Below are 501 nucleotides of genomic sequence, written 5' to 3' on the forward strand. Positions count from 1 at the left end.
GTTTGGAAAGACAAAGAGTGCATACACAATTAGTCCTGATAAAGCACTCATAATGGTCATGAACTCATTTGCACGGTTGCCCGGTATTAGTTGAATTAAGACTAGATTTAATAAATAAGCAATCGAAAGCCCAATTATGACAAAAGATAATACAACTAAAATCAGGACTGGATAAAAAAGAATATTAGCATTGATTGCTATCCCATAAACGATTAATGGAATAATGAACACTAGAAAAAGTGCTAAAGGAATTCCTATGAAGCTTTGTATGTACTTCACCCAGAAAATATTTCGTGTAGGTATTGGCATGGTGAATAACATTTGCAGGTCTGTTGCAGCATATAAATGCTTAAAAACTTGAGGCAGCCCGATTAATAATATAAAACCAATCACTGCAATAAACGCATAGGAAATGATTCCTTTAATGATAGGTACAGGAATTGATTCACTGATGTGCCAAATACCATTTGAGATGAAGTAAATAACAATTGCTAAAATAAG

The 501-nt window shown here is 33.3% G+C and carries 1 protein-coding gene; it reads right to left on the reverse strand.

What is annotated here, in order from left to right; all coding sequences use genetic code 11:
* Positions 1–501: putative ABC transporter permease subunit (locus AC3G7N_RS22875; protein ID WP_489424379.1), on the reverse strand; the 501-nt coding region annotated here is incomplete at both ends.

The sequence above is a fragment of the Virgibacillus carmonensis genome, assembly GCF_057836705.1.